Origin of the sequence: Phytopseudomonas dryadis (assembly GCF_004327355.1) — a bacterium.
GTDB classification, from domain to species: Bacteria; Pseudomonadota; Gammaproteobacteria; order Pseudomonadales; family Pseudomonadaceae; genus Aquipseudomonas; species Aquipseudomonas dryadis.
Genome location: NZ_QJUM01000008.1, coordinates 27,950 through 52,041 on the forward strand (window position 1 = coordinate 27,950; position 24,092 = coordinate 52,041).

The following is a 24,092-nucleotide window of genomic DNA, read 5'->3' on the forward strand; positions in this document are numbered from 1 at the left end:
GCTTTCACGCTGTTTTCCTGACCCGGAACCAGGCGGCGTAGAGCGCGGGCAAGAACAACAGGGTCAGCGCCGTGGCCACCACCAGCCCGCCCATGATCGCCACGGCCATGGGTCCGAAGAACACGCTGCGCGACAACGGGATCATCGCCAGCACGGCGGCCAGCGCGGTGAGCACGATGGGGCGGAAACGCCGCACCGTGGCTTCGATGATCGCATCCCAGGTAGCCAGGCCAGCGGCCCGATCCTGCTCGATCTGGTCGACCAGGATCACCGAGTTGCGCATGATCATCCCCGACAGGGCGATGGTGCCGAGCATGGCGACGAAGCCGAACGGCTGGCGGAAGATCAGCAGGAACAGGGTGACGCCGATCAGCCCCAGCGGCGCGGTGAGAAACACCATGGCCGAGCGCGAGAAGCTCTTCAGTTGCACCATAAGCAGGGTCAACACCACCACGATGAACAGCGGCACGCCGGCGTTCACCGAAGCCTGGCCCTTGGAGGAATCCTCCACCGTGCCGCCCACTTCGAGCAGGTAGCCATCGGGTAGCCGGCTGCGCACCTCGGCGAGGGTCGGCAGGATCTGCTGGGTCAGGGTCGCCGGCTGCTGCTGGCCATAGATATCGGCGCGCACGGTCACCGTCGGCAGCCGGTTGCGGTGCCAGATGATGCCCTCCTCGAAGCCGTATTCCAGGGTGGCGATCTGCGCCAGCGGTACGCTCTTGCCGCTGTCGGTGGGCACCGCCAGGCTCGGCAGCGACTGCAATGCCTGACGCTCCAGCGGCGTGCCGCGCAGGAGGATTTCGATCAGTTCGTTGTCTTCGCGGTAATCGCTGACCGACGAGCCGCTCAGCGAGCTCTGCAGGAAGCGCGACACAGCGGCCGTGCTCACCCCCAGCGCCCGCGCCCGATCCTGGTCGATGTTCAGGCGCACCACCTTGCTCGGTTCTTCCCAGTCTAGGTGCACGTTGACCACGTGCGGGTTGGCGCGCACCTTGTCGGCGACCTGCCGGGCCAGGGCGCGCACCTCGTCGATGTGTTCGCCGGAGACGCGGAACTGCACCGGGTAGCCCACTGGCGGGCCGTTCTCCAGCCGCGAGATGCGCGTGCGCAGGCCGGGGAACTCGTCGTGCAGCACCTCGATCAACCAGCTGCGAAGCGCCTCGCGCTCCTCGATGGTCCTGGCCAGCACCACGATCTGGGCAAAGCTCACCGCCGGCAGTTGCTGATCCAGCGGCAGGTAGAAACGCGGCGAACCGGTGCCGACATAGGCCACGTAGTTATCCACCCCGGCATGCCCGGCCAGGCGTTGCTCCAGGCGCCGCACTTCGGCCTCGGTGGCACTCAGCGAGGCCCCTTCGGCCAGCTTGAAATCGACCATCAGCTCCAGCCGCCCCGACGCCGGAAAGAACTGCTGGGGCACGAAGCGGAACAGCGCGATGGCGCCGACGAACAGCGCCAGGGTCAGCACGATCACCGTCTTGCGCCGCCGCACGCACCACTGCACCACACGCCGCACGCGCTGGTAGAACGGCGTGCCGTAGGGGTCATGACCGTCGCCGCTGCCGCCATGCTTCGCGGCGGCGCGCCTGGCCAGGTCGGGCAACAGCTTGGCGCCCAGATAGGGCACGAAGACCACGGCCGCGACCCAGGACATCAACAGGGCGATGGTCACCACCTGGAAGATCGAGCGGGTGTACTCGCCGGTACCCGACTGCGCCGTGGCGATGGGCAGGAAGCCCGCCGCGGTGATCAGGGTGCCGGTGAGCATGGGAAAGGCCGTGCTGGTCCAGGCGAAACTGGCCGCCTTGAGGCGGTCGTAGCCCTGCTCCATCTTGATCGCCATGATCTCCACGGCGATGATCGCGTCGTCCACCAGCAGGCCCAGCGCCAGCACCAGGGCGCCGAGGGAAATCTTGTGCAGGCCGATGTTGAAGTAGTGCATGGCGGCGAAGGTCATCGCCAGCACCAGCGGAATGGACAGCGCCACCACCAGGCCGGTACGCAGGCCCAGGGAGAAGAAGCTCACCAGCAGCACGATGACCAGCGCCTCGGTCAGCACCTTGACGAACTCGCCGACGCCGGTCTTCACCGCCGCCGGCTGATCCGACACCTTGCGCAGCTGCATGCCGGCCGGCAGGTTGTTCTGCAAGCGGGTGAACTCGCCTTCCAGGGCCCTGCCCAGCACCAGGATGTCGCCGCCCTGCTTCATCGATACCGCCAGGCCGATGGCGTCCTCGCCCATGAAGCGCATGCGCGGCGCCGGTGGGTCGTTGAAACCGCGGCTGACCTCGGCCACGTCACCGATGCGGAAGGTGCGATCGGCCACCCGGATGGGAAACTGGCGGATCTGCTCGACCGTCTCGAAGCTGCCGCTGACGCGCAGTTGCACGCGATCGCTCGCGGTCTCGAAGAAGCCGGCCACGGCCACCGCGTTCTGCTCTTCCAGAGCCTGCTGCACGGCCGCCAGAGGCAGGCCGAGGGTGGCCAGCTTGGTGTTGGACAGTTCGATCCAGATCTTCTCGTCCTGCAGCCCGATCAGCTCGACCTTGCCCACGTCCTTGACCCGCTGCAACTGCAACTGGATGCGGTCAGCGTAGTCCTTGAGCACGGCATAGTCGAAACCCGCGCCGGTCAGGGCGTAGATATTGCCGAAGGTGGTGCCGAACTCGTCGTTGAAGAACGGCCCCTGGATGCCGCGTGGCAAGGTATGCCGGATATCGCCGACCTTCTTGCGCAACTGGTACCAGAGTTCGGGAATCTCGTCGGAATGCATGGAGTCGCGGGCCATGAAGGTCACCTGCGATTCGCCCGGGCGCGAGAACGACACGATGCGCTCGTACTCGCCGGTCTCCATCAGCTTCTTCTCGATGCGCTCGGTGACCTGCCGGGCCACCTCCTCGGCGGTGGCGCCCGGCCAGTTGGTCTTGATCACCATGGCCTTGAAGGTGAATGGCGGATCCTCGCTCTGGCCAAGCTTGGAATAGGACAGCGCCCCGGCGATACCGAGCAGCAGCATCAGGTAGAGGACGATCTGGCGGTTGTGCAGCGCCCAGGCGGAGAGATTGAAACCCATGCCCGATTACTCCTTCGCCGCCAGGTCTACCGCGCGGTTCTGCCGGTCCACCGGGCGTACCTGCTGGCCCTCGAGCAGCACCTGCACCCCGGCCACCACCACCCAGTCGCTGGCCTTGAGCCCGTCGAGCACCGGCACCTGCTTTTCAGCGTAGGGGCCGATCCGTACCGGCGTGCGCCTGAGCGTCGAGTCCTGCGGATCGACCACCCAGACATAGGGCTGATCCTTCTCCGCGGTCAGCGCCGACAGCGGTACGGCCAGCGGCACATCGCCGTCGTGGGCGATGAACACCCGCGCGCTCTGCCCCAGTTCGGCGGGCACCTCGCCCTCGCTGAAGGCGATGCGCGCGGCATAGGTGCGCGAACGCGGATCGGCCGCCGGCGACAGCTCGCGGATGCGCCCTGCGAAGCGCTGCCCGGGCTGCGACCAGAGCTCCACCGCCACCGCCTGGCCGATGCGAAAACGCTTGATCGCCTGCTCCGGCAGATCGATCAGCACTTCGCGCTCGCCATCGGCGGCCAGGGCGAACACCTGCTGCCCGGCGGCCACCACCTGGCCAACCTCGACGTTGCGCTGGACGATGACGCCGCTCTGGGGCGCGCGCAGCACCGCATAACCGGCCTGATTGTCGGCCACGTTGAATTCGGCGCGCAGCTGACGCAGGCGCGCCTCGCCGGCACGGAAGGTATTTTCGGCATTGTCGTACTGCGACTGGCTGACCATCTGCCGCCCCAGCAGCGTGCGATAACGGTCACGCTCGGCCCGCGCCAGTTGCAGGTTGGCCTCGGCCGCCAGCACCTGGGCCCGCGCGGCGTCCAGCTGCAGGCGTACGTCCTGCGGATCGAGTTCGGCCAGCGGCGCGTCCTTGTCCACCCGCTGGCCGACGTCCACCAGACGCTTGCTCACCTTGCCGGCGATGCGAAACGCCAGCTCCGGCTCCAGCCGCGCGCGCACCTCGCCAGGGTAGGTGTCCACCAGCTCGGCCGCCAGTTGCGGCTGTACCACCATGGCGGGACGGATGCTCGGCTGGGGCGCTTCGCCATTGCCGCAGGCGACGAGGAACAGGGCAAGACAGGCAGGCAACGGGAAAGACAGAGCATGGCGGAACATGATGAATGACCTTTCAAGAAGCGTTGGAATACTTATACTGGCCAGTATAGTAGAAATAGCGTACTCACCAGTCCAGTATTAAAAGCGAACCGATGCCAGATAACGTGTTACCCACCAGCGGCCCCGGCCGCCCCAAGGACCCCGCCAAGCGCAAAGCCATCCTCGAAGCCGCCAAGTGCCTGTTCCTGCGCCATGGCTACGCGGGTAGCAGCATGGACGCCATCGCCGCCCATGCCGGTGTCTCCAAGCTGACCGTATACAGCCACTTCACCGACAAGGAGACGCTGTTCTGCGCCGCGGTGAAGGCCAAGTGCGAAGAACAGTTGCCCGAACTGCTGTTCGAGCTGCCCGATGGCGTGGCCGTGGAAGGCACGCTGCTGAACATCGCGCACGGTTTCAATCGCCTGATCAACAGCGCCGAATCGATCGAACTGCACCGCCTGATGATCAGCCTCGGCGCCCAGGACCCATTGTTGTCACGGGTATTCTACGAAGCCGGTCCGCAGCGCCTGCTGTGCGAGATGGAGCGCCTGCTGAGCAAGGCCGAGCAGCGCGGCCAGCTACGCCTCGAATCGGCCAAGGTCGCGGCGGATCAGTTCTTCTCGCTGCTCAAGGGCTGCGCCAACTTCCGCCTGATGATCGGCTGTGGCGAGCCCCAGGGCGAAACGGAACAGGAGCAGCACGCGCAGCACGTGGTGCGGATGTTCCTGCGCGCCTATCGCCCTTGAACAGCAGCCATAAGCTTCAAGCGGCAAGTTAAAAGCGCTCCAGGCGTAACGCCTATGCTTTGCTGCTGGCTGCTGGCTGCTGGCTTGAAGCTTGAAGCTTGAAGCTTGAAGTCCGTAGGATGGGTGAAACCCATCAATCTGCCGATGGGTCTCACCCGCCCGGCCCGCCCCATCCTTGTGTGTCAACTGTCGCCTCCGAACAGGCGATAGTAGACGCCTTCACGTAGGGTGGATGACGCTTCACCCATCCACCGTTGGGATCGAGAGACGGTGGATGAAAAAAGCGTCATCCACCCTACCGACTGGCTTGAAGCTTGCCGCTTATTTCAGCTTCTTCAACGGATAGATATCGTAGCGGCTGGATTTGCCTTCCAGGGCGTAGCCCGGCCTGGCCCCTTCGATGATGGGGGCCTTGCGCGGGCGCTTGACCACCACCCGGTGGCTGGCCAGGGCCAGGGCCGCGGCGAGCAATGCCGGGGCGTCGGGATCGTCGCCGACGAAGGGGCGGAACAGGCGCATTTCCTTTTTCACCAGGGCGCTCTTGTCGCGATGGGGAAACATCGGGTCGAGGTAGATCACCTGGGGCGCATCGCCCTGCCAGTCGGCCATGAGTGCGATGGCATTGCCCAGTTTCAGCCGCATGCGCGCGACGATGGCGCCCACCTGGGCATCGCCGGCGGCGCGCTGCAGGCCCTCCTCCAGCAGGGCGCCAATCAGCGGCTGGCGCTCGATCAGATCGACCTCGCAGCCCAGGCTGGCGAGCACGAAGGCATCGCGCCCCAGGCCGGCCGTGGCGTCCAGTACATGGGGCCGCACGCCCGGCTGCACGCCGACCGCCTTGGCGATCATCTGCCCGCTGCCGCCGCCGAACAGGCGCCGGTGCGCCACCGCGCCCTCGACGAAATCCACCCGCATCGGCCCCGGCGCCTGGGGACCGAGCTCCACCAGTTGCAGACCGGCCTCGCCCAGTTGCAGGGCGAATCCGGCCGCCCCGGCCATGGGCAGCTCCAGGCGTTGCGCCCAGCGGGCCGCCGCTTCTTGCAGGTGGGGCACCAGGGCCTCCATGCGGATGCTCGCGGCGGGCTGTTGCTCACTCATTGCAGGTTGTCCATCGAATGCCGTGCGAATGGGCTCAACTCGATACGCGATCGGCCGATACCCTGTTGACGCAATAGTTTGCCAGAGCCGGCCGCCCCATGTTCGAAGTCATCTCCCGCATCCCCGGCGACGGCGCGCCGCACAAGGCCGGCGCGGCCGTCAGCAGCGCCAGCGCGGCGCTCTACGACCAGATCCTGCGCAGCGTGCTGCTGGCCCTGGAAGCCCCCGCTGCCACCAGCGCTGCGCCGCCGCCCGCGGCGGCCGATGCAGCGCCCTGGCAGGAAAACCGCACCCTCGAAGATATCCTCCTGCAGCGTCAGTTCAACTGTTCGCTGAACGACCTGGACGTCGCCGCCCCCGCCGATGCCCTGGCCCTGCAGCTGCAACAGCCTACGTCACCGGCCGCCGAGACTGCACAGCCTGCCAGTCGCGAACCGCTCGACGCGGCGCTGGATCCCTGGGAACTGCTGCTCGGCCGTCTCACCCTGCAGCAACGCCTGGCGGGCTGACTCAGAGGGTGTTTACAACAGTAGCGAGCGATGGTCATGCAACGCCGCACGGCCAAACGCAATAATGTGTAAACGCCCTCTCAGCGACACATGCGGAAGGTGCCCATATCCAGGTGGAAATGGTCGCGATGCGCAGCGTTGTATTCCGGCCCCAGGGTGGTGTTGAAGCTGGCGCAGGCGGCCTGTTGCACCTGGCGCAGGAACAGCGCCTTCTCGCCGCTGCCCGGCCAGTCGCGCAGGACGCTGATGCGCCGGCCATCGGCCAGGCGGAAACCGACGATGTCCAGGGCGTTGGCCGAGGCATGCTGACTGCGCCGCTGGCTGCCGGCGATGCTGCGACAGGCGAAACTGCCGACATGCTCGACCGTGCTCACCCGCTGCCCGAAGGTCTGCTGCGCCGCCGGCTGCAGGCCATGTCGCTCGAACAGGGCGAACGCCGCGGCCACCGGGCAGGTGGCGATGAAACTGCTGCTCAGGCCCACGTCGCTGCCCTGCACCCGGACCGTATTGGTCAGCGGGCAGTCGGCGTTCGCCGTGCTGTCCGGCAGGGGCACATAGCGCAACGACGAGCTGTCCAGCACCGTCCGGCACAACGCGGGGTCGCCCTGCAGGCGGCGGAGCTTGTAGGCCGTCAGCCAGTTGGGCGCATCGCGGATATCCAGCGGCGCCCAGGGGTTCCAGCGCGGCGGCACATCGATCCACTGGCGGTACAGCGCCAGTGGCCCGCCGAGCACCACGAGCAGCAACAGCGCGACCAGGAAATTGCGCATGCTCAGGCCTTGAACAGGCTGTTGATACGGTCGAAGCCGATCGCCTTCTGCGCCTCGCCGAGGTCACCGGAATCGGCCAGGGTCGTGGCCGCCTGCAGGAAGGCGCCATAGGCCACCCGGGCCAGGTTGGACCCCAGGCTGACGCGCCTGACACCCAGTTGCGCCAGGTCATCCAGCGACAGCCTCAGGCCCGGCGAGCCGACCAGCACGTTGACCGGGCGCGGCGCCACGGCCTCGACCACCGCGCGGATATCGTCGGCCTGGGTCAAGCCGGGGGCGTAGAGCACGTCGGCGCCGGCCTCGGCATAGGCCACCAGCCGGCGGATGGTGTCATCCAGATCCACACGCCCGTGCAGATGGTTTTCCGCCCTGGCCGTCAGGGTGAAGGGCACCTCCAGGCTGCGCAGCGCAGCGACCGAGGCGCGAATGCGCTCCACCGCCAGCTCGAACGGATAGATCGGTGCATCCTGGCGGCCGCTGGCGTCCTCGATGGAGCCGCCGACCAGGCCGACCGCGGCGGCCAGGCGCAAGGTCTCGGCACAGGCCTCGGGGCTGTCGCCATAGCCGTTCTCCAGGTCGGCGGCGACCGGCAGCGGCGTGGCCTCGACGATGGCGCGGGCATTGGCCAGGGTCTCGTCACGGCTCACCGCCTGCTCGGCGTCCGGCCGGCCGAGGGAAAACGCCAGCCCGGCACTGGTGGTCGCCAGGGCCTCGAAGCCCAGCGCCGCGAGCATCTTCGCCGAGCCGGCATCCCAGGGATTGGGCAGCACCAGGAGCTCTTTGCGCTGGTGCAGATCGCGAAAGCGGGCGGCGCGTTGCGCATGGTTGGACATGATCTTCTCCCTGGCGGTCGACGCCCCGTTGAGCGCCGCATGGTCGATAGGCGGATGCGCGCGCATGGCGGCAGCGGTAAAAACCGTCTGGCGACGATGCGGCCTGCGCAGGGTATCGGAGTTCCTCGCGGATGGAGAAATTCCCTGTTTTGACTTGCCCGGGAAGTGCGACTAATGTCCCCGTCTCGCCTCGCCTGCCCGTCCAAGGAATCGGAATATGTTGCTGCGCCGCATGCTGATCATGCTGGGGATCGTCGTCCTCGCGATCATCGCCCTGGCCGCCTACAAAGGCCTGTCCATCTATCGGCAGATCCAGCAGTTCTCGGCGCCGCAGCCGGCCATCAGCGTGGCCGCGGCCACGGCCGAGGAACGGCCCTGGCAAGGACGCCTGCCGGCCATCGGCACGCTGAAGGCGTTCAAGGGCGTCGACCTGACCGTGGAGGTCGGCGGCACAGTCAGCCGGATGCTGTTCGACTCCGGCGAGAAGGTCGCGCTGCAGCAACCCCTGCTGCAGATGGACAGCGCCGTCGAACAGGCCAACCTGGCCACCGCCGAGGCCGAACTCGGCCTGGCCCGGGTCGAGTTCGAACGCGGCCGCAGCCTGGTGAGCCGCTCGAACATTTCCAAGAGCGAGTTCGACCGCCTCGCCGCCGAACTGCAGAAGTCCAACGCCAGCGTCGCCCAGCTCAAGGCCCTGCTGGCCAAGAAACGCATCCTCGCGCCCTTCGCCGGCACCATCGGCATCCGCCAGGTGGAAGTCGGCGACTACCTGGCGTCCGGCACCACCATCGCCACCCTGCAGGATCTCTCGACCCTGTTCGTCGACTTCTTCCTGCCGGAACAGAACGTGCCGCAACTGGCCGTGGGCCAGGTGGTGCGCCTCGGCGTGAGCGCCTACCCCGGCGAGCTGTTCGAGGGGCGGGTCGCCGCGATCAACCCCAAGGTCGAGAACACCACCCGCAACGTGCAGGTGCGCGCCACCCTGGCCAACCCGGGGGAGAAACTGCTGCCGGGCATGTTCGCCAACCTCGAAGTCCTGCTGCCCGGCGCGCCGAGGCACATCGTGGTGCCGGAAACGGCGATCACCTACACCCTGTACGGCAACTCGGTGTACGTCATCGCCGCGCAGCAGGACGACCAGGGCCAGCCGCTCAAGGACGAGCAGGGTCAGGCGCAGCTCGGCGTGAAGCGGCGCTTCGTCGAGACCGGCGAACGCCGCGACGGCCTGGCGGTGATTCTCGCGGGCCTGCGGGCCGGCGAGCAGGTGGTGAGCGCCGGCCAGCTGAAACTGGACAACGGCGCCCACGTGACCATCGTCGACGAGCCGGTCGACGGCAACGGCCAGTCGGACGCCGCACGCTGATCCAGCGCTGACGCAAAGGAATATCGCCCATGGCTTTTACCGATCCCTTCATCCGTCGCCCGGTACTGGCGACGGTGGTCAGCCTGCTGATCATCCTGCTCGGCGCGCAGGCCTTCGGCAAACTGACCATCCGCCAGTATCCGCAGATGGAGAACGCCCTGATCACGGTGACCACCGCCTACCCCGGGGCCAACGCCGAAACCATCCAGGGCTATATCACCCAGCCGCTGCAGCAGAGCCTGGCCAGCGCCGAAGGCATCGACTACATGACCTCGGTGAGCCGGCAGAACTTCTCGGTGATCTCCATCTACGCCCGCATCGGCGGCAACAGCGACCGCCTGTTCACCGAACTGCTGGCCAAGGCCAACGAGGTGAAGAACCAGTTGCCCCAGGAGGCCGAGGACCCGGTGCTGTCCCGCGAGGCGGCCGACTCCACGGCGCTGATGTACGTCAGCTTCCACAGCGAGGTGCTGAGCAACCCGCAGATCACCGACTACCTGTCGCGGGTGATCCAGCCCAAGCTCGCCACCCTGCCGGGCATGGCCGAAGCCGAGATTCTCGGCAACCAGGTGTTCGCCATGCGCCTGTGGCTCGACCCGGTGAAGATGGCCGCTTATGGGGTCAGCGCCGCGGATGTCAACGACGCCGTGCGCGCGTACAACTTCCTGGCCGCCGCCGGCGAGGTCAAGGGCGAATACGTGGTCACCAGCATCAACGCCGAGACCGAGCTGAAATCCCCCGAGGCCTTCGCCGCCATTCCCCTCAAGACCGCCGGCGACAGCCGGGTGCTGCTGCGCGATGTGGCGCGGGTGGAACTGGGCGCGGCGAGTTACGACGCGGTCAGCTCCTTCGACGGCATTCCCTCGGTGTACATCGGCATCAAGGCCACGCCCAGCGCCAACCCGTTGGACGTGATCAGGGAAGTGCGCGCCATCATGCCGGAGCTGCAAGCCCAGCTGCCGCCGGATCTGCACGTGTCCATCGCCTACGACGCCACCGAGTTCATCCAGGCCTCCATCGACGAGGTGATCAAGACCCTCGCCGAAGCGGTGCTGATCGTCATCGTCGTGGTCTTCCTGTTCCTCGGCGCGCTGCGCTCGGTGCTGATCCCGGTGATCACCATTCCGCTGTCGATGATCGGCGTGCTGTTCTTCATGCAGCTGATGGGCTATTCGCTGAATCTGCTGACCCTGCTGGCCATGGTGCTGGCCATCGGTCTGGTGGTGGACGACGCCATCGTCGTGGTGGAGAACATCCACCGCCACATCGAGGACGGCAAAACGCCCTTCGACGCCGCCATCGAAGGCGCCCGCGAGATCGCCGTGCCGGTGGTCTCGATGACCATCACCCTGGCCGCGGTGTACGCCCCCATCGGTTTCCTCGAAGGCCTCACCGGCGCCCTGTTCAAGGAGTTCGCCCTGACCCTGGCCGGGGCCGTGATCATTTCCGGCATCGTCGCCCTGACCCTGTCGCCGATGATGTGCGCCAAGCTGCTGCGCCACGAGGAAAACCCGTCGGGCCTGGCCCACCGCCTGGATGCCATCTTCGAAGGCCTCAAGGGCCGTTACCAGCGCGCACTGCACGGCACCCTCGAGACCCGGCCGGTGGTCGTGGTGTTCGCCCTGATCGTACTGTGCCTGATTCCCGTGCTGCTGATGTTCACCCAGAGCGAACTGGCGCCCGAGGAAGATCAGGGCATCGTCTTTCTGATGTCCAAGGCGCCGCAACCGGCCAACCTGGACTACCTGAACCGCTATACCGACCAGTTCATCGAGGTCTTCAGGGAGTTCCCCGAGTACTACTCCTCGTTCCAGATCAACGGTTTCGACGGCGTGCAGTCGGGTATCGGCGGCTTCCTGCTCAAACCCTGGCACGAGCGCGAGCGCAGCCAGATGGACATCCTTCCCGAAGTGCAGGCGCGCCTGGACCGGATCGCCGGCCTGCAGATCTTCGGCTTCAACCTGCCCTCGCTGCCCGGCACCGGCGAAGGCCTGCCGTTCCAGTTCGCGGTCACCACGCCCAACGATTACGAGTCGCTGCTGCAGGTGACCGAACGCATCAGGAAACGCGCCCAGGACTCCGGCAAGTTCGCCTTCCTCGACATCGACCTGGCCTTCGACAAGCCGGAAGTGGTGGTCGCCATCGACCGCCAGAAAGCCGCGCAGATGGGCGTCTCCATGCAGGATCTGGGGCTGACCCTGGCCACCCTGCTCGGCGAAGGCGAGATCAACCGCTTCACCCTCGACGGGCGCAGCTACAAGGTCATCGCCCAGGTCGAGCGCGCCTACCGCGACAACCCGGGCTGGCTGGGCAGCTACTACGTCAGGAACGCCGCGGGCGAGATGCTGCCGCTGGCGACCCTGGTCACGGTCAGCGACCGTGCCCGTCCGACCCAGCTCAACCAGTTCCAGCAGCTCAACGCGGCGATCATCCAGGGTTTCCCGATCGTCAGCATGGGCGAAGCGATCGACACCATCAGGCAGATCGCCACCGAGGAAGCGCCCAGCGGCTTCAGCTTCGACTACGCCGGCGCCTCGCGACAATTCATTCAGGAGGGGAGCGCCCTGTACCTCACCTTCGGCCTGGCCCTGGCGCTGATCTTCCTGGTGCTGGCCGCGCAGTTCGAGAGCTTCCGCGACCCGCTGGTGATCCTGGTGACCGTGCCGCTGTCGATCTGCGGCGCGCTGGTTCCGCTGTTCCTGGGCTTCTCCAGCATGAACATCTACACCCAGGTGGGGCTGGTGACGCTGATCGGCCTGATCACCAAGCACGGCATCCTGATCGTCGAGTTCGCCAATCAGTTGCGCCGCGACCAGGGCCTGTCACGCCGCGCCGCCGTCGAGGAAGCGGCTGCCATCCGCCTGCGCCCGGTGCTGATGACCACCGCCGCCATGGTCTTCGGCATGCTGCCGCTGATTCTGGCCAGCGGCGCCGGGGCGGTGAGCCGTTTCGACATCGGCCTGGTGATCGCCACCGGCATGTCGGTCGGCACCCTGTTCACCCTGTTCGTGCTGCCCTGCGTCTATTCTCTGCTGGCGCATCCGGACGCCGCCCCGGCCGCCACTCAGGGGTAGATACCCAGGCAACAGAAAACGCCAGCGCCGCTCACCTTCCGGGAGAGGGGCTGGGGAGAGGGTCAAAAAAGTGCGCCCCCGCACTGCGCGATGGCGGGGGCCTTTTCAGGCAGGCAACGGCTCAGCCTTGAGGACGCAGGCCCTGGGACAGGCCCAGCACCAGCCACAGCAGGTCCTGGGTCGGCCGCGCCTGAACCAGCGCAGCGGGCTTGTTGGGCGGGAACGGGCAGTAACTGCGGCCGTGACTGCTGACCACCCCCGGCCCCGGCTCATGCCATGCCGCCGCGGCCAGCGCGGTCACACCCAGCGCCGCGACCAGGAACATACCTCGTGCTATTTCTAGCTTCATCACTGCAACCTCTTGATAGCGCTGCCATACGCTGTTCGCTAACACTAGATCACGAATGCCAGAGGTGGTGCCGCTCAAGACGAACGGTCACGAACGGCCCATGCCGCCTCGGTACAAGCCAGATCGCGGGTAACAAACCCTAGGCGAAAAAAACCCCGCGACAAGCGCGGGGTTCTTTTTTCGACAGGTGCCGGGTGGCTTACATCATGCCGCCCATGCCACCCATGCCGCCCATGTCCGGCATGGCCGGAGCCGGCTTGTCGTCAGCCACTTCGGCGATCATCGCTTCGGTGGTGATCATCAGGCTGCCGATGGAGGTGGCAGCCTGCAGTGCCGAACGGGTGACCTTGGCCGGATCGAGGATACCCATCTCGATCATGTCGCCGTAGACACCGGTCGCCGCGTTGTAGCCGTAGTTGCCACTACCCTGCTTGACCTTGTCGACCACGACGCTCGGCTCGTCGCCAGCGTTGGCCACGATCTGACGCAGCGGCGCCTCGACAGCGCGACGCAGCAGGGCGATACCGACGTTCTGGTCGTCGTTGTCGCCTTTCAGGTCGGAGATCGCCTGCAGCGCACGCACCAGGGCAACACCGCCGCCAGGTACCACGCCTTCTTCGACGGCTGCGCGGGTCGCGTGCAGGGCGTCTTCGACACGGGCTTTCTTCTCTTTCATTTCGACTTCGGTACCGGCGCCGACCTTGATTACGGCAACACCGCCAGCCAGCTTGGCCAGACGCTCTTGCAGCTTCTCCTTGTCGTAGTCGGAAGAAGTGTCTTCGACCTGCTTGCGGATCTGCGCAACGCGGGCTTCGATATCGACCTGCTGGCCGGCGCCGTCGATGATGGTGGTGTTTTCCTTGTTCAGGACGACACGCTTGGCTTGACCCAGGTGCTCCAGGGTGGCGCTTTCCAGGCTCAGGCCGACTTCTTCGGAAATCACGGTACCGCCGGTGAGGATGGCGATGTCCTGCAGCATGGCCTTGCGGCGATCGCCGAAGCCAGGCGCCTTGACCGCAGCGACCTTGACGATGCCGCGCATGTTGTTGACCACCAGGGTGGCCAGGGCTTCGCCTTCGACGTCTTCAGCCACGATCAGCAGCGGACGACCGGCCTTGGCCACGGCTTCCAGCACCGGCAGCATTTCGCGGATGTTGGAGATCTTCTTGTCGACCAGCAGGATCAGCGGGCTGTCCAGCTCGGCAACCATGGTGTCCGGCTTGTTGATGAAGTACGGGGACAGGTAGCCACGGTCGAACTGCATGCCTTCGACGACGGACAGTTCGTTTTCCAGGCCCGAGCCTTCTTCAACGGTGATCACGCCTTCCTTGCCGACTTTTTCCATGGCCTCGGCGATGATGTCGCCGATGGAGCTGTCGGAGTTGGCGGAAATGGTACCGACCTGAGCGATGGCCTTGGTATCGGCGCACGGCTTGGACAGTTCTTTCAGTTCCTTGACGATGGCGATGGTGGCCTTGTCGATGCCGCGCTTCAGATCCATCGGGTTCATGCCGGCAGCGACGGCCTTCAGGCCTTCGTTGACGATGGCCTGAGCCAGAACGGTAGCGGTGGTGGTGCCGTCACCGGCAGCGTCGTTGGCCTTGGACGCAACGTCCTTGACCAGTTGCGCGCCCATGTTCTCGAAGCGATCTTTCAGCTCGATTTCTTTGGCGACGGAAACGCCGTCCTTGGTGATGGTCGGAGCGCCGAAGCTCTTTTCCAGCACCACGTTGCGGCCTTTCGGGCCGAGGGTAGCTTTAACGGCGTCAGCCAGGACGTTCACACCGGCGAGCATTTTCTTGCGGGCGGAGTCGCCGAACTTAACTTCTTTAGCAGCCATGGAAATTGATCCTCAATTCTTGACGGTTAAACGGAGATTCGCGGGAAATCAGGCTTCGACGACAGCGAGGATTTCGCTCTCGCTCATCACCAGCAGGTCTTCGCCGTCGACCTTGACGGTGTTGCTGCCCGAGTAAGGGCCGAACACCACCTTGTCACCCACCTTCACGGCCAGGGCACGGACTTCGCCGTTATCCAGTACACGGCCAGTGCCGACAGCAACGATTTCGCCCTGATTCGGCTTTTCCGCCGCGGAACCCGGCAACACGATACCGCCAGCGGTTTTGGTTTCTTCTTCGCTGCGACGGATCACGACGCGGTCATGCAAAGGACGAAGCTTCATTGTCGATCTCTCCCAATAGTTTGTTGACATCAGCCGGTGCGGTCACCGGCGGGACCGGTTGCGTTGCGCCAAGCGCGCGACGCGGAAATATGTTCCGTCGCAGAACGACGGAAAACCTTGCGGTGACCGCTACATAAGGTCGAACAAGAGTAATTCAAGGGCGGGGCGGGAATTTTTTTGTGGCCTGCCATCCCTGGCGGCCACCCTGCGGGCCGTCGCAAGCGACGTCAAAAATGACTCCCGGCCATTTTTTGTGGCCTGCCATCCCTGGCGGCCACCCTGCGGGCCGTCGCAGGCGATGGCAAGAATGGCGCCCGGTCATTGATCGACTGTCCACCCGGCGCCCCTGGACATGCGCCTGATACCGATCAGATAAGGTTTTTGCAGAAGCAGGGGGCGCCTGTAGGAGAGCGGCAAACCACCGCCCGTGTAGGAGCGCCGACCTCGGCGCGATGCGAGGGAGGCCATCGCACGAGTGCGCCGGACCACCAATCGCCGCGGGGTCGCGGCTCCTACAGGGCCAGTCAGTCGCGGCGCTCGTACTCGCCTTCCAGGACGTTGGGCTGGGACCCACCCGGCCGGGCCTGCCCGGAACGGGCGGCCAGGTCGTCGGCGAAGGCGCGCTGGCGCATGGCCTGCTCGGCAGCGCGGCGACGCATGCGCCCGACCAGCAGGCGGCGGGTGATCGGCAGCAGGCAGAGCAAGCCGAAGAAGTCGCTGATGAAACCCGGCAACAGCAGCAGACCGCCACCGACGGCGATCATCAGGCCTTCGAGCACTTCCTGGTCGGGCAGCTCGCCGCGGGCGAGTTTCTCGCGGGCGCGCCAGGCGGTGGCGATGCCGGCGATACGCAGCATCAGGCCACCGAAGAGGGACGTACCGATGACCAGCAGCACGGTGGGCAGTACGCCGATAGCGCTGCCCACCTGAATCAGCACGGCCAATTCGAGAATGGGGAACAGCAGGAACAACAACATAAAAACGCGCATCAGGGTTTCCTTGGCGGAAGAACGGCTTCCGATGGGATAGACAGTATGGGGCATTGCGCTTAATTCAAGCTGAAACCCCGCCACTGGTCGGCCAGCTTGGCGCGCGCGCCAGCTGCACCAGGGCCTGGCGAACCTCGCCAGCACTGTTACAGGATATTGGGAAGGCCAGCCAGTACAGCCCCTGGCCGATACGCAGATGGAAGCCTTCGCTGTCGATGCCGACCATCTGCGCCGGCACCCGGTCAGGCAGCCCGGCCAGGGCCACGTAATGGGCAATGGCGTCGGCATGGTCGCTGTTCATGTGCTCGAGCATGCGCAACTCGCCGTCACCGGCGAAGGCATTGGCCAGGGCCACCTCGTCGAGCCAGTGGATCGCGCCGAAACCGCCGATGTAGCGCCAGCGCACCGGCTCGAGGCGCCAGAAATCGAAATCGTGGGCGCTGTGATAGCCGCGGGATTCGGGAAAGTAGCGGTAATAGCGCTGCGCGGCGGCCTCGATGCTCGCCTCGTCCGCCAGCATCCGCGCCTCGGCGAGCAGGGTCAGGCGGCCTACGGCCTGCACATCCTCGGCGTCGCGCTCGCCCACCAGTAGGGAGCACCTGGCGTCCATCTTGAGGTTATGGGTGTGCTGGGCGATGCGGCTGATCAGGATCAGCGGCCAGCCCCAAGGGGCTGCTCCCGTTTCAGCGCAAGCCGCGTTGCTGCGCAAAATCTCGCCAGGCTAGGCGGAGGACGCCGGGAGTGGCGTTCCCTTGCCAAGTCCTCCAACAACGCATGGCGAGATTTTTCGCGCAACCCGCAGGGCCGGGCCCGTTTTGCCGCGAATGCTGCGTTTCTCGCCACTCATTTGGAACGACCAAACTTCGTGGCTCGTGCCTTGCCTCGCGGCAAAACGGGCTCCGGCGCGGTCGTGCTGAAACGGGAGCAGCCCCTTCGCGAGACAATAAGGCACCACCGAGCCGAACGGAAAACCGGGCATGGCCTTGGAATGGGTGGAGAGCACGCCGCGGTATTCCTTGAGCAGCAGTTCTCGGGCATGCTTGCTGGCCTTCACGCTCACGGTCATGACTCCCGGTCATCGGACAAGCGTCTAGAATAGCCGCTAGCGCGCCGTAACGGGATCGCCCATTCGCATGGGGGTCTGTCGACCCCAGGAGATTGCCATGCAACTCGAAGACAAGGTCATCATCATCACCGGCGGCGGCCAGGGACTCGGACGGGCCATGGCCGAATACCTCGCGGAAAAACGCGTACGCCTGGCACTGGTCGATCTCAATCAGGAAAAACTCGACGAAACCGCTGCCGCCTGCCGGGCGCTGGGCGTTCAGGTCCGCACCTATCTGTGCAACGTGGCCAGCGAGGAGCAGGTGACTCAGACCATCGCCCAGATCGCCGAAGACTTCGGCTCGATCAACGGTCTGGTCAACAATGCCGGCATCCTGCGCGACGGCCTGACCATCAAGGTCAAGGACGGCGAGATGAGCAAGATGAGCCTGGCGCAGTGGCAGTCGGTGATCGACGTCAACCTGACCGGGGTGTTCCTCTGCACCCGTGAAGTGGCGGCGAAGATGATCGAACTGCAGAACCAGGGCGCGATCGTCAATATTTCCTCGATCTCGCGCGCCGGCAACATCGGTCAGGCCAACTACTCCGCCGCCAAGGCCGGTGTCGCCGCCGATACCGTGGTCTGGGCCCGCGAACTGGCCCGCTACGACATCCGCGTGGCCGGCGTGGCACCGGGTTTCATCGAAACCGACATGGTCGCCAGCATGAAACCCGAAGCCCTGGAACGCATGACCACGGCCATCCCGCTCAAGCGCCTGGGCACGCCGCAGGAAATCGCCCATTCGGTGGCCTACATTCTGGAAAACGACTATTACACCGGACGTATTCTCGAACTCGACGGCGGCATGCGCCTGTAGCCTCTCGCAGGGTTCTTGGCAGGCCACGAAAAAGCCCCGCATCGAGGCGGGGCTTTTTCGTGGAGCGTCTTGCACACGGTCTTACCAGCCCACACCAAAGCCCAGGGTATAGCGGGTCTCGTCCTTGTCGCCGTCCGAACCGCTGACCTGATCCTTCGACGCCTTCATGTTCAGGGACGCCCAGTCGGTGACCTTGTAGCGCAGGCCCACTTCGGCATCCAGGGAGTAGTCGGCGGCGCCCGCCAGGGGCTTGCCCACTTCACCGGTACTGAACAGCTCGACAGTCTTGCCGATCAGGTAACGGTTGTAGTCCCACCTCATGCTGATGGCGTAGAAATTATCCTTGTCGCCATTGGCATACTCGTAATCGGAACGGTTGAACAGCCCGGCGACGGAGAAGGCGCCGAGTTCGTTATCCCAGAACTGGTAACCCGGACCGGTACCGACGGTACGCTGGCGGGCCAGGTCCTCGATCTGATCGCGCTTGTACTCCAGGCGCCCCTGCCAGAACCATTGTTCGTCGAGGAAGCGGTCGAGGGCGTACTCGGCCCCCCAGTTGTCGGTGCTGACGACGTCGTTCCTGAGCTCACGGTTGTAATCCACCGTGGCGTTATGCCGCCATTTGCCATGACGCGCCTGGGTCTTGAGGTCGATGTCGTAGTCATCGGTGTCGTTCTCGGCGCGCTTGTAGTCCATGGCCACGTCGATATTGCCCTTCCACAGGAAATCCTCGACGAAGGGCTTGGGCTTCATGAGCTGCTTGATGCTGGCCAGCTCCACGGTCTTCGGCGTATCGCCGTTGGCCAGGGTGACCTTGCCTGCATCGGAGGCCTGCAGGGACTTGGCCCGCTCGCCGGTCACGTCGTTTTCCTTGACCAGCAACTCCTGGTCGCTTTCCAGGGTGGCGATCTTGCTCCAGTCCAGCGGGATGGAGCCGCCGTAATCGGTTTCCAGCATCAGCTTGCCGCCGTCGAAAACCTTGATGGTTCCGGTCAGCCGGTCGCCGTTCTTCATCCACACGGTATCGGCCATCAGCGGTGTTGCCGCCGCGGTGAGGGTCAGGCACAACAGGGTTCGATTAAACATAAGTGGACGACTACGGCTCCGGTTCGCGATAAATCGGGCATTATCCGCATACCCGACCCATGAGCAAGAAATGACCGACGGAATCCACTCGAGTTCAGCAAGAAAGGACGATAAATACCTGTATGCCGAACGGTCATCACTGACCAGCGCACTGGAGGCCGATGATGGCGGCGCGACAACCTGAGCATGCCCCCCTGCTGCCGGCCGGCGATCAGCAGGCCCGGCGCGACGCCCTGTACCTGGTCCTGGCCCAGGTGCCCGCGGGCAAGGTGGTCACCTATGGTGAACTCGCCGCCCTCGCCGGCCTGGGCCGCGCCGCGCGCTGGGTGGGCCGGACCCTGAGCCAGTTGCCCGATGGCAGCACACTGCCCTGGCACAGGGTGGTCGCCGCCGGCGGCCGGCTGAGTCTGGCGGCGGGTAGCCCATCGGGCTTTGAACAACGGCAGCGTTTGCGCGTCGAAGGGGTGCTAATCCACAACGACCGGGTGGATATCCGTCGTCATGGCTGGCGCCCCATGGAGCACAACGGTTAGAGTGCGCCCTTTCTTCAGGTCTTATCCCCCAGGCTGAACCCGCTCAATGCATCGTAAAAGCTGGCGCGACGCAGTCGCCGCCTACTCCAGTCCCTCGACACTGGTTCTCCTGCTCCTCGGGTTCGCCGCCGGCCTGCCTTACATGCTGGTGTTCTCGACCCTCTCGGTGTGGCTGCGCGAGGCCGGAGTAGCCCGCGAAACCATCGGTTTCGCCAGTCTCATCGGCCTGGCCTACGCCTTCAAATGGGTGTGGTCGCCGCTGCTCGACCAGTGGCGCCTGCCGCTGCTCGGCAAGCTGGGCCGGCGCCGCTCCTGGCTGGTGCTGGCGCAGATTCTCATCGCCATCGGCCTGGCCGGCATGGCCCTGTGCGACCCGCATACCCACCTGACTTGGCTGATCGCCCTGGCGGTGCTGGTGGCCTTCGCCTCGGCGACCCAGGACATCGCCGTCGACGCCTACCGCCTGGAGATCGTCGACGACACCCGCCAGGCCGCCCTGGCCGCCAGCTACATGGCCGGCTACCGGGTCGCCGCGCTGCTGGCCACCGCCGGCGCGCTGTACATCGCCGAGGGCCTGGGCTCGACCACCCTGTTCTACCAGCATGCCGCCTGGGCCGGCACCTACCTGCTGTTCGCCCTGCTGATGCTGCCGGGCCTGCTCACCAGCCTGTGGATGCGCGAGCCGGATGTTTCCCTGAAGACCCAGCTGGCCGCCGCCAAGTATGGTTTCAACCATCAGATCGCCTCGGTGGTGGTGCTGATCGTGCTGCTGGTCTCGGTACCGGCCATGTTCACCCAGCTCTACCAGACCGATTTCGCCAGCCTGGTGCGCGGCGAGGCCAGCCTGGTGGACCTGCTGCTCGAAGACCGCGCCTTCCTGCGCGCCATCCTCTACACCATCCTCACCAGCCTGTGCCTCTCCTCCTTTGGCCGCCGCGGGCTGGCGCCGGTGCTGACCCCGGTCAACGACTTCATCCTGCGCTACCGCTGGCAGGCCCTGCTGCTGCTCGGCCTGATCGCCACCTACCGCATGTCGGATACGGTGATGGGGGTCATGGCCAACGTCTTCTACATCGACCAGGGTTTCACCAAGGACCAGATCGCCAGCGTCAGCAAGCTGTTCGGCCTGGTCATGACCTTGCTCGGCGCCGGTGCCGGTGGCCTGTTGATCGTGCGCTTCGGCATCCTGCCGATCCTGTTCATCGGCGGCGCGGCCTCGGCGGCGACCAACCTGCTGTTCCTCATGCTGGCCGGCATGGGCGCGGATCTGCAGATGCTGGTCTTCACCATTTCCGCCGACAACTTCAGTGCCGGCCTGGCCACCGCCGCCTTCGTCGCCTACCTGTCGAGCCTGACCAACCTCAAGTTCTCCGCCACCCAGTACGCCCTGCTCAGCTCGATCATGCTGCTGTTGCCACGCCTGATCGGCGGTTACTCCGGGGTGATGGTGGAGAAGTTCGGCTATGCCGACTTCTTCCTGATCACCGCGCTGATGGGCGTACCGACCCTGATCCTGATCCTGGTGCAGTGGCGACGCGAACGCACCCGGCCAGACCCTGCGCCACCCACGGAAGGGCCTGCTGCCGAAGCAGAGAAGCCCCAGGCCTGATCCTGCGTTGCGGAAAAGCCTCGGAGCGCCGGCTGGCCGCCATGCCATAAAAAGGCCGGCACTGCCGTCATGCAGATCAGATAAGGTTTCAGTAGAAACAGGAGAGCGGCAACCCGCCGCCCGCGTAGGCGCGTCGACCTCGGCGCGATGCGGTGGCGGCCATCGCGCAGAATCCATGGCGCGGCCACCAATCGCCGCGGGGGCGCGGCTCCTACAGGGGCAGGGCAAGCCGCCGTCTTGCGGACCAAACGCTTAACTGACCGGCATCAGGCAATGCCGGTCCTTGCCTTCCTCACACGGCGCTCAGTTCGCCTTGGCCGGCAGCACCTGAACCATGCGCGGTGGCTGTGCCAGCTCGACACCTTCGGCACGCAGGCGATCACGGACGCTTTCATTGAGCATGAAGATCACCGGCCAGTAGTCACCGGCCGAGGTCCACATGCGCAGCGACAGGTTGATCGAGGTCTCGCCCAGGTTGGATACCACCACCACTGGCGCCGGGTCCTTGTGCACGCGGGAGTCCTCGGACAGCTCCAGCAGTACCTTGCGCGCCTTGGCCAAGTCGGCCTCGTAGTCGAGCTTGACGTCATACAGCACCTGGCGGATGGGCTGGCGCGAATGGTTGGTGATGATGCCGTTGGACAGGCTGCCGTTGGGCACGATCACCACCTTGTTGTCGCCGGTACGCAGCACGGTGTGGAAGATCTGGATGTAATCCACGGAACCGGAAATACCCTGGGCCTCGATGAAGTCGCCGGCCTTGAACGGGCGGAACAGCATGATCAGCACACCCCCGGCGAAATTCGCCAGGCTGCCTTGCAGGGCCAGGCCGATGGCCAGGCCGGCGGCGCCGATCACGGCGATGAACGAGGTGGTCTCCACGCCGATCATCGAGGCCACGCTGATGATCAGCAGCACCTTGAGCGCGATGCTCGCCAGGCTGCCGATAAAACTGCTCAGCGCGCGGTCGACCTTGCGGCCATCCATCAGCGCGCTGACCTTGGCGGTCAGCTTGCTGATCAGCCACCAACCGAGCAACAGGGTGAACAGGGCCAGGGTCAGTTTGCCGCTGTACTGCAGCAGAACCGGTATCCAGGCTTGCGACATGACGATCAGTTGATCGACGCTCATATCCATCTGGCGTTCCTTCTAAGAAGTTGAAACGCACACACCCTGACAGGCCATGGCGTGTGCGTGGGCGGTCACCCATGCGACGGCAATCCAGCGGCCCGGGTTCAATGAACCCAATCCTGGCCTGGCCGTCATCAGTCGCGGAAGTTGTTGTACTGCAGCGGCATGCCGAAGTCCTTGGCGCGCAGGTTGGCGATGGCCTCCTGCAGGTCGTCGCGCTTCTTGCCGGTGATGCGCACCTGCTCCCCCTGGATGGCGGCCTGTACCTTGAGCTTGCTCTCCTTGATGTGGGCGACGATCTTCTTCGCCAGCTCCTTGTCGATGCCTTCACGCAGAATCACGTCCTGCTTGGTGCTCTTGCCGGAGGCGTAAGCCTCCTTGAACTCGAGGCATTGCACGTCGATCTTGCGCTTTACCAGGCAGAGCTTGAGAATCTCGACCATCTGCTCCAACTGGAACTCCGCATCGGCGGTCAGGTTGACGGTCAGATCCTTGAGTTCGAAGCTGCCTTTGCCACGCAGGTCGTAACGACGCTCCAGTTCCTTGATGGCGTTGTCGATGGCATTGGTCACTTCGTGCTTGTCCAGTTCGGACACCACGTCGAACGAGGGCATGGGTTTCCTCCAGATAGACGGCGCGATCCGCATCACGGATGCAGGGCGCCTGGCTTGACGATTGAAAATCCCGGTCATTATATATCCGTATCTGCAAAACACTGCCCGGCACATGCCGGTTCCTTGCGACTGCCCAGCGAGCTGCCCAATGCCCAACCCCCATCTCAGCATCCTGGTGGTGGACGACGCCAAGTTCTCCAGCGCCATGATCGGCCGCGCCCTGAGCCAGGCCGGCTACCAGGACGTACGTTTCGCCAGCAGCGCCGCCGAAGCCATACGCAACCTCGAACAACGCCCGGCCAGCGTCCTGCTGGCCGACTGGCTGATGCCGGAAATGGACGGCCTGGAACTGACCGGCCGCGTCCGTCAGCTCGATGAAATGGCCGATCACTACACCTACATCATCCTGCTCACCGGCAAGGAAGGCGAAAACGTGCTGAGCGAAGCCTTCGACCGCGGCGTCGACGACTTCATCAGCAAGTCGCAGATGAACGAACAACTGGTGCCCCGGGTGTTCGCCGCCGATCGCCTGTGCAACACCCTGCAGCGCCTGCTTCAGGAAAACGTCCTGCTCACGCAGAACGTCACCAGCCTGGAGGAGCGCAACCTGGTCGACCCGCTCACCGGCCTGGGCAACGCCCGCTACCTGCAGCAGAAGCTCGCCGACAGCCTGCGCCAGGTGGAATCGCGTGGCGGTGCGCTGTGCTATCTGCTGATCGGCCTGCAAGGCGTCGAGGAGCTGCGCGCGCGGCATGGTGCCAGCTTCTACAACGAACTGCTGCGCGGCGTGGCCCGACGCCTGCAGCAACTGGTACGCCCGCTGGATGTACTGGTGAGCCTGGACGATCGTCACTTCGCCCTGATCACCCTGCTCGAGGATCTGCAGGCGTGCTCGCCGAGCAGTTTCAAGCGCCTGCACGAAGGCCTGAACCTCAAGGCGTTCAAGACCAGCGAAGGCTTCATTTCGCTGAAAGCCGGCATCTGCCTGGTCGGGCTCGACAGCAAGGCCCTGCCGCTGCAGCCACAGACCCTGCTCGATCACGCCGCCGCGCTGCTGCCGGACGCCCATGCCAGCGGGCGGGTCGCCGCCCGGCGCCTGCCCCTGCCATGAGCGGCCCG

The 24,092-nt window shown here is 65.2% G+C and carries 19 protein-coding genes and 3 pseudogenes; 8 read left to right on the forward strand and 14 right to left on the reverse strand.

Going from position 1 to position 24,092, the window contains the following annotated elements; translation table 11 throughout:
• Nucleotides 1-4: 4 nt before the first annotated feature.
• Nucleotides 5-3,073, reverse strand: coding sequence for an efflux RND transporter permease subunit (locus DNK34_RS08455; protein ID WP_131177507.1), 3,069 nt, complete (start codon nt 3,071-3,073; stop codon nt 5-7).
• A 6-nt stretch (nt 3,074-3,079) separates the two neighbouring features.
• Nucleotides 3,080-4,183: an efflux RND transporter periplasmic adaptor subunit gene (locus tag DNK34_RS08460; RefSeq protein WP_131177508.1), complete on the reverse strand. Its 1,104-nt coding sequence runs from the start codon at nt 4,181-4,183 to the stop codon at nt 3,080-3,082.
• A gap of 92 nt (nt 4,184-4,275) precedes the next feature.
• On the opposite strand from DNK34_RS08460, the gene DNK34_RS08465 reads away from it, so the two are divergent.
• Nucleotides 4,276-4,911 (forward strand): TetR/AcrR family transcriptional regulator, encoded by a 636-nt coding sequence (locus DNK34_RS08465; protein ID WP_131177509.1) that lies wholly within the window; start codon nt 4,276-4,278, stop codon nt 4,909-4,911.
• A 321-nt stretch (nt 4,912-5,232) separates the two neighbouring features.
• On the opposite strand, the gene DNK34_RS08470 is transcribed toward DNK34_RS08465, so the two are convergent.
• Nucleotides 5,233-6,009, reverse strand: coding sequence for a class I SAM-dependent methyltransferase (locus tag DNK34_RS08470; protein WP_131175493.1), 777 nt, complete (start codon nt 6,007-6,009; stop codon nt 5,233-5,235).
• Between the two features lie 98 nt (nt 6,010-6,107).
• Between DNK34_RS08470 and DNK34_RS08475 the strand changes: the two genes are divergently transcribed.
• The gene (locus DNK34_RS08475; RefSeq protein WP_131175492.1) at nt 6,108-6,518 is read left to right on the forward strand and encodes a hypothetical protein; all 411 of its coding nucleotides are present in this window, start codon (nt 6,108-6,110) and stop codon (nt 6,516-6,518) included.
• A gap of 80 nt (nt 6,519-6,598) precedes the next feature.
• Here DNK34_RS08475 and DNK34_RS08480 read toward each other — a convergent pair whose 3' ends face one another.
• Both DNK34_RS08480 and DNK34_RS08485 read right to left on the reverse strand, forming a co-directional pair.
• The gene (locus tag DNK34_RS08480) at nt 6,599-7,288 is read right to left on the reverse strand and encodes an extensin-like domain-containing protein (RefSeq protein WP_131175491.1); all 690 of its coding nucleotides are present in this window, start codon (nt 7,286-7,288) and stop codon (nt 6,599-6,601) included.
• 2 nt (nt 7,289-7,290) lie between these two features.
• Nucleotides 7,291-8,121 (reverse strand): isocitrate lyase/PEP mutase family protein, encoded by an 831-nt coding sequence (locus tag DNK34_RS08485; protein WP_131175490.1) that lies wholly within the window; start codon nt 8,119-8,121, stop codon nt 7,291-7,293.
• Between the two features lie 217 nt (nt 8,122-8,338).
• Between DNK34_RS08485 and DNK34_RS08490 the strand changes: the two genes are divergently transcribed.
• On the forward strand, nt 8,339-9,484 hold the full coding sequence (locus DNK34_RS08490; RefSeq protein WP_131175489.1) for an efflux RND transporter periplasmic adaptor subunit: 1,146 nt from the start codon (nt 8,339-8,341) through the stop codon (nt 9,482-9,484).
• 29 nt (nt 9,485-9,513) lie between these two features.
• Nucleotides 9,514-12,558 carry a multidrug efflux RND transporter permease subunit gene (locus DNK34_RS08495; protein ID WP_131175488.1) on the forward strand — a complete coding sequence of 1,015 codons (3,045 nt, stop codon included), beginning with the start codon at nt 9,514-9,516 and terminating at the stop codon, nt 12,556-12,558.
• Between the two features lie 121 nt (nt 12,559-12,679).
• Here DNK34_RS08495 and DNK34_RS08500 read toward each other — a convergent pair whose 3' ends face one another.
• The 6 genes and pseudogenes from DNK34_RS08500 to DNK34_RS08525 form a co-directional block, all read right to left on the reverse strand.
• Entirely contained in the window at nt 12,680-12,907 is a 228-nt protein-coding gene (locus DNK34_RS08500; protein WP_131175487.1) for a hypothetical protein, read from the reverse strand.
• A gap of 199 nt (nt 12,908-13,106) precedes the next feature.
• Complete coding sequence (groL, locus tag DNK34_RS08505; RefSeq protein ID WP_131175486.1) at nt 13,107-14,747, reverse strand: chaperonin GroEL; 1,641 nt, start codon at nt 14,745-14,747, stop codon at nt 13,107-13,109.
• A gap of 48 nt (nt 14,748-14,795) precedes the next feature.
• Nucleotides 14,796-15,089, reverse strand: coding sequence for a co-chaperone GroES (locus DNK34_RS08510; RefSeq protein ID WP_131175485.1), 294 nt, complete (start codon nt 15,087-15,089; stop codon nt 14,796-14,798).
• Between the two features lie 524 nt (nt 15,090-15,613).
• The gene (locus DNK34_RS08515; protein WP_131175484.1) at nt 15,614-16,078 is read right to left on the reverse strand and encodes an FxsA family protein; all 465 of its coding nucleotides are present in this window, start codon (nt 16,076-16,078) and stop codon (nt 15,614-15,616) included.
• Between the two features lie 64 nt (nt 16,079-16,142).
• Nucleotides 16,143-16,742: pseudogene (locus tag DNK34_RS08520) on the reverse strand (HugZ family pyridoxamine 5'-phosphate oxidase); the annotation flags it as partial.
• A 267-nt stretch (nt 16,743-17,009) separates the two neighbouring features.
• A pseudogene (locus DNK34_RS08525) lies at nt 17,010-17,138 on the reverse strand (heme iron utilization protein); the annotation flags it as partial.
• 103 nt (nt 17,139-17,241) lie between these two features.
• Here DNK34_RS08525 and DNK34_RS08530 point away from each other — a divergent pair.
• Nucleotides 17,242-18,000 carry an SDR family oxidoreductase gene (locus DNK34_RS08530; RefSeq protein ID WP_131175482.1) on the forward strand — a complete coding sequence of 253 codons (759 nt, stop codon included), beginning with the start codon at nt 17,242-17,244 and terminating at the stop codon, nt 17,998-18,000.
• Between the two features lie 81 nt (nt 18,001-18,081).
• On the opposite strand, the gene DNK34_RS08535 is transcribed toward DNK34_RS08530, so the two are convergent.
• On the reverse strand, nt 18,082-19,086 hold the full coding sequence (locus DNK34_RS08535) for a DUF481 domain-containing protein (protein WP_131175481.1): 1,005 nt from the start codon (nt 19,084-19,086) through the stop codon (nt 18,082-18,084).
• A 164-nt stretch (nt 19,087-19,250) separates the two neighbouring features.
• Between DNK34_RS08535 and DNK34_RS08540 the strand changes: the two genes are divergently transcribed.
• Both DNK34_RS08540 and DNK34_RS08545 read left to right on the forward strand, forming a co-directional pair.
• A complete protein-coding gene (locus DNK34_RS08540; RefSeq protein WP_242675118.1) occupies nt 19,251-19,619 on the forward strand; it encodes an MGMT family protein in 369 nt (122 codons plus the stop codon).
• A 46-nt stretch (nt 19,620-19,665) separates the two neighbouring features.
• Nucleotides 19,666-21,228, forward strand: a complete 1,563-nt coding sequence (locus DNK34_RS08545) for an AmpG family muropeptide MFS transporter (protein ID WP_131175479.1) — start codon at nt 19,666-19,668, stop codon at nt 21,226-21,228.
• A gap of 303 nt (nt 21,229-21,531) precedes the next feature.
• Here DNK34_RS08545 and DNK34_RS08550 read toward each other — a convergent pair whose 3' ends face one another.
• Nucleotides 21,532-22,365, reverse strand: a complete 834-nt coding sequence (locus DNK34_RS08550) for a mechanosensitive ion channel family protein (RefSeq protein ID WP_131175478.1) — start codon at nt 22,363-22,365, stop codon at nt 21,532-21,534.
• A 128-nt stretch (nt 22,366-22,493) separates the two neighbouring features.
• On the reverse strand, nt 22,494-22,973 hold the full coding sequence (locus tag DNK34_RS08555; protein ID WP_131175477.1) for a YajQ family cyclic di-GMP-binding protein: 480 nt from the start codon (nt 22,971-22,973) through the stop codon (nt 22,494-22,496).
• Between the two features lie 139 nt (nt 22,974-23,112).
• Between DNK34_RS08555 and DNK34_RS08560 the strand changes: the two are divergent.
• Nucleotides 23,113-24,084, forward strand: a pseudogene (locus DNK34_RS08560) (GGDEF domain-containing response regulator); the annotation flags it as partial.
• Nucleotides 24,085-24,092: the final 8 nt, after the last annotated feature.

What these genes read in the sequence shown, in the direction of transcription:
- DNK34_RS08455 (WP_131177507.1), bottom strand. Translation starts at nt 3,073, where the DNA reads ATGGGTTTCAATCTCTCCGCCTGGGCGCTGCACAACCGCCAGATCGTC.
- DNK34_RS08460 (WP_131177508.1), bottom strand. Translation starts at nt 4,183, where the DNA reads ATGTTCCGCCATGCTCTGTCTTTCCCGTTGCCTGCCTGTCTTGCCCTG.
- DNK34_RS08465 (WP_131177509.1), top strand. Translation starts at nt 4,276, where the DNA reads ATGCCAGATAACGTGTTACCCACCAGCGGCCCCGGCCGCCCCAAGGAC.
- DNK34_RS08470 (WP_131175493.1), bottom strand. Translation starts at nt 6,009, where the DNA reads ATGAGTGAGCAACAGCCCGCCGCGAGCATCCGCATGGAGGCCCTGGTG.
- DNK34_RS08475 (WP_131175492.1), top strand. Translation starts at nt 6,108, where the DNA reads ATGTTCGAAGTCATCTCCCGCATCCCCGGCGACGGCGCGCCGCACAAG.
- DNK34_RS08480 (WP_131175491.1), bottom strand. Translation starts at nt 7,288, where the DNA reads ATGCGCAATTTCCTGGTCGCGCTGTTGCTGCTCGTGGTGCTCGGCGGG.
- DNK34_RS08485 (WP_131175490.1), bottom strand. Translation starts at nt 8,121, where the DNA reads ATGTCCAACCATGCGCAACGCGCCGCCCGCTTTCGCGATCTGCACCAG.
- DNK34_RS08490 (WP_131175489.1), top strand. Translation starts at nt 8,339, where the DNA reads ATGTTGCTGCGCCGCATGCTGATCATGCTGGGGATCGTCGTCCTCGCG.
- DNK34_RS08495 (WP_131175488.1), top strand. Translation starts at nt 9,514, where the DNA reads ATGGCTTTTACCGATCCCTTCATCCGTCGCCCGGTACTGGCGACGGTG.
- DNK34_RS08500 (WP_131175487.1), bottom strand. Translation starts at nt 12,907, where the DNA reads ATGAAGCTAGAAATAGCACGAGGTATGTTCCTGGTCGCGGCGCTGGGT.
- groL (WP_131175486.1), bottom strand. Translation starts at nt 14,747, where the DNA reads ATGGCTGCTAAAGAAGTTAAGTTCGGCGACTCCGCCCGCAAGAAAATG.
- DNK34_RS08510 (WP_131175485.1), bottom strand. Translation starts at nt 15,089, where the DNA reads ATGAAGCTTCGTCCTTTGCATGACCGCGTCGTGATCCGTCGCAGCGAA.
- DNK34_RS08515 (WP_131175484.1), bottom strand. Translation starts at nt 16,078, where the DNA reads ATGCGCGTTTTTATGTTGTTGTTCCTGCTGTTCCCCATTCTCGAATTG.
- DNK34_RS08530 (WP_131175482.1), top strand. Translation starts at nt 17,242, where the DNA reads ATGCAACTCGAAGACAAGGTCATCATCATCACCGGCGGCGGCCAGGGA.
- DNK34_RS08535 (WP_131175481.1), bottom strand. Translation starts at nt 19,086, where the DNA reads ATGTTTAATCGAACCCTGTTGTGCCTGACCCTCACCGCGGCGGCAACA.
- DNK34_RS08540 (WP_242675118.1), top strand. Translation starts at nt 19,251, where the DNA reads ATGGCGGCGCGACAACCTGAGCATGCCCCCCTGCTGCCGGCCGGCGAT.
- DNK34_RS08545 (WP_131175479.1), top strand. Translation starts at nt 19,666, where the DNA reads ATGCATCGTAAAAGCTGGCGCGACGCAGTCGCCGCCTACTCCAGTCCC.
- DNK34_RS08550 (WP_131175478.1), bottom strand. Translation starts at nt 22,365, where the DNA reads ATGGATATGAGCGTCGATCAACTGATCGTCATGTCGCAAGCCTGGATA.
- DNK34_RS08555 (WP_131175477.1), bottom strand. Translation starts at nt 22,973, where the DNA reads ATGCCCTCGTTCGACGTGGTGTCCGAACTGGACAAGCACGAAGTGACC.